Below are 3,754 nucleotides of genomic sequence, written 5' to 3' on the forward strand. Positions count from 1 at the left end.
GTTTGTTTTGTTTGTACTGACTTAGACGACTTTTTCTCATTTGGGTATCTTAACCTAAATGGAGTTTTTAGTCGTTATCTAGGACAGCCCCTAATGTTAGTTAGGTCAAACAGTTAAATTTACCGATCCAGACAGCAATATTGTGACAACAGTTAAAGATAATGAAATCCAATTTAGCTTAAATTCTACGTTATCTGTTGGTAAAGACGGTAAAGATGGTCAGCCAGGTGAAGCCGGTACAATCGGCGTTAAAGGCCAAGACGGCAAAGATGGTGTTTCAATTAAAGGTGATGACAGTAAAGACGGCGTACCAGGCGAAGCATCAGTTGTTGTAGGTCGTAATGGTGCCGATGGTATTGACGGTAAAGTTGGCGTAAATGGTAAAGACGGTGCGTCTGTTGTATTAAACGGCAAAGATGGCTCTATCGGCTTAACAGGCCCGAAAGGTGCTGATGGTCAGCCAGGTGCAAGCACAAATATTGCTGTTAAAGATGGCAAACAAGGTGTTGATGGCACTGGTAAAGATGGCTTACCAGGTGATAACGGCGAAACTCGTATCGTTTACAAAAATGGCGATAAAGAAGAGCAAGTTGCTAACTTAAATGATGGCTTGATCTTTACTGGTAACAATGCAGATACGTTAAATCGTCATAAGCTAAACACAGTAGTTAATGTTGTGGGTGAAGGTGTTGATAAAGCAGCATCAGCTGTATTTAAATCAGCAGCAGGTAACATCAATGTTAAAGCTGATGGTACAGATAAGCTTGAAATTCAACTTAACCGTGAGCTTAAAGATTTAACAAATGCGAAATTTGTTGAGTACAAACAAGGTGATGATGGTAAAGAGGTTGTTGATAATACTAAACCATCAACAGAGCTTACTAATAAAGGTATCACTATTACACCAGCTAATAGTGAAAATGGCGCAGATGCTAAACCAGTATCATTAACAGATAAAGGTTTAGATAACGGTAACAACCAAATTGTTAACGTGAAGAGCGGTATCGATGGTGTTAACGGTCAAGATGGTCAACCAGTTAAATCTGTAAATGATTTAACAGAAGAGCAGCTTAAAGAAGTTGGCACAAATGCAGCGAATATCAATGATGTACGTAATGCTACTGATGATCTAGTGAAAACGGGCTTCAAGATCACTGCTGATAATTCTAAACTTGCAGATGATGCAAAAGAAGATACTGTAGAGCTTGGTCAAACAGTAGAGTATCGTAGTGAAAGCGGTAACATCGTTACAACGGTACACGATAACAAGATCGACTTCGACTTAGCGAATAACCTCAATGTAGGTGGAAAAGACGGTAAAGACGGCTTAACATTTAAATCAGCGGATGGTGCTCAAGGTGTTAATGGTGAAGATGGTGAAAACGGCTTACCGGGTCAAAATGGCACAACACGTATCGTTTACCAACCGACTGATAAAGACGGTAACCCACAAGGAGATCCTGAAACTGTTGCAACCTTAAACGATGGCTTAATCTTTACAGGTAATAATGAGTTACTAAACCGTCACAAGCTAAACACAGTAGTTAAAATTGTGGGTGAAGGTGTTGATAAGGCAACTTCTGAAGCATTTAAATCAGCAGCAGGTAATATCAATGTTGTTGCTAATGAGAAAGATCAGCTTGAAATTCAGTTAAACCGTGACTTAAAAGATCTTGCTACAGCAAACTTTGTTGAATACAAAGAAGACGGTTCTATAAATGCAGATGCACCGAAAACAGTTGTAAACAACAATGGTTTAACGGTAACACCGAAAGACGGAAAAGATGGTAAAGACGGTAATGTAGTATCGTTAACCAAAGACGGTCTAAATAATGGTGGTAACCAAATTGTTAACGTGAAGAGCGGTATTGATGGTATTAATGGTCAGCCTGGTAAAGATGGTAAAGCTGTTGAATCTGTGAATGATTTAACAGATGAGCAGCTAGAAAAAGTAGGTACTAATGCAGCGAACATTAAAGATGTACGTAATGCAACGGATAGCTTAATCAACAAAGGCTTTAACATTACTGCGGATAATTCTGAACTGGAAGATGGTGCTAAAGAAGATAATGTGAAATTAGGGGAAACCGTAAATTACACTTCTAAAGATAAAAACATCATCACTACCGTAAGTAATAATGCGATCGACTTTGCCTTAAACAACAATTTAACCATTGGTGGTCCGGGTAAAGACGGTAAAGATGGTGTTGATGGTAAGGTTGGTGTTAAAGGTGCCGATGGTACAGCTGGTGTGACCTTAAACGGAAAAGACGGCTCAATCGGATTAACTGGTCCTAAAGGTCAAGACGGTAAAGATGGTGCAAGTGCAACTATCTCTGTAAAAGACGGTGCTAAAGGCCTTGACGGTAACGACGGTAAAGATGGCGAAAGCAAAACCCGTATCGTTTATGAGAAACCAGACGGTACAACTGAGGAAGTTGCAACACTGAACGATGGCTTAAGATTCGTAGGTGATGACGGTAAAGTTATCAATAAGAAGCTAAATGAAACCTTACAAATTTCAGGCGGCGATACCGATTTAGAGGATTTATCTGATGATAATATCGGCGTTGTGAATAAAGATGGTAAGTTAATGGTGAAATTAGCAAGAAACATTGACTTAACAGACGAAGGTTCGGTAACAATCGGTGATACTTATATTGACACGAATGTTGTTGGTGTAGGTGATTCGGCATTAACCGGTGATAGCTTAACAGTAGGTGGCGATAATTCGATTACTGTTGACGGTAATAAAGGTACAATCGGTGGCTTAACCAATAAGACATTTGATCCAAATAACTTTACTAGTGGTCAAGCAGCAACAGAAGACCAGTTAAAACAGGTTTATGATGTAGCGAACTCTGGTTGGGATATTGCAGCAAATGGCAATAACAGCACCAATGTTGGTCCTAAAGGTAAAGTTTCATTTAATAATGAAGACGGTAATATCATCATTACTAAAGAAACGACTGACAACAATGTAACCTTTGCATTAAATAACGATTTAACTATCGGTGGTCCGGGTAAAGATGGCACAATCGGTATCAACGGTAAAGATGGTTCGAATGGCACTATGACTTTCGAGCAAGGTAAACCGGGTGTTGATGGTAAAGATGGCGAAACGAAGACTCGTATCGTTTATGAAACCAAAGACAAAGACGGCAACCCTGTTAAAGAAGAAGTAGCAACCTTAAACGATGGCTTAAAATTCGTTGGTGATGATGGTAAAGTCATTACTAAGAAACTAAACGAAACGTTAAGTATTACCGGTGGTGAGAAAGATGCAACTAAGCTCTCAGATGCTAATAATATCGGTGTAGTAAATAACAACGGTACTTTAACGGTTAAATTAGCGAAAGACATTGATTTAACGAAAGATGGTTCTGTGACTATTGGTGATACTACGGTAAATAATGATGGTTTAACTATCAAAGATGGCCCAAGTGTAACTAAAGCCGGTATCAATGCAGGCGATAAGAAAATCACTAACGTTCAAGACGGTGAAATTTCTGCAACCAGCAAAGATGCGGTAAACGGTAGCCAGTTATATCAAGTGCAAGAAGTTGCTAACGCAGGTTGGAACTTAACAGCAAATGGTAAAGACAAAGGCAACGTTAAACCAGGAGCAACAGTTGATCTAAACAACAAAGACGGTAACATTATTTGTAGAAGATCAAACCTAATCTGACAGTCCCCCGTTTTAAATTACCGTGTCTGTCAGATTAATTTGAGCTTAAATTCTTTTCCACCCAAA

Annotated in this window: 1 pseudogene; it reads left to right on the forward strand. The window is 39.2% G+C overall.

The features are described 5' to 3' along the window. Window positions 1–103: 103 nt before the first annotated feature. Window positions 104–3,688: pseudogene (locus EDC41_RS13315) on the forward strand (hypothetical protein); the annotation flags it as partial. Window positions 3,689–3,754 lie beyond the last annotated feature (66 nt).

Origin of the sequence: Mannheimia haemolytica (genome assembly GCF_004342115.1) — a bacterium.
Taxonomy (GTDB): domain Bacteria; phylum Pseudomonadota; class Gammaproteobacteria; order Enterobacterales; family Pasteurellaceae; genus Mannheimia; species Mannheimia haemolytica.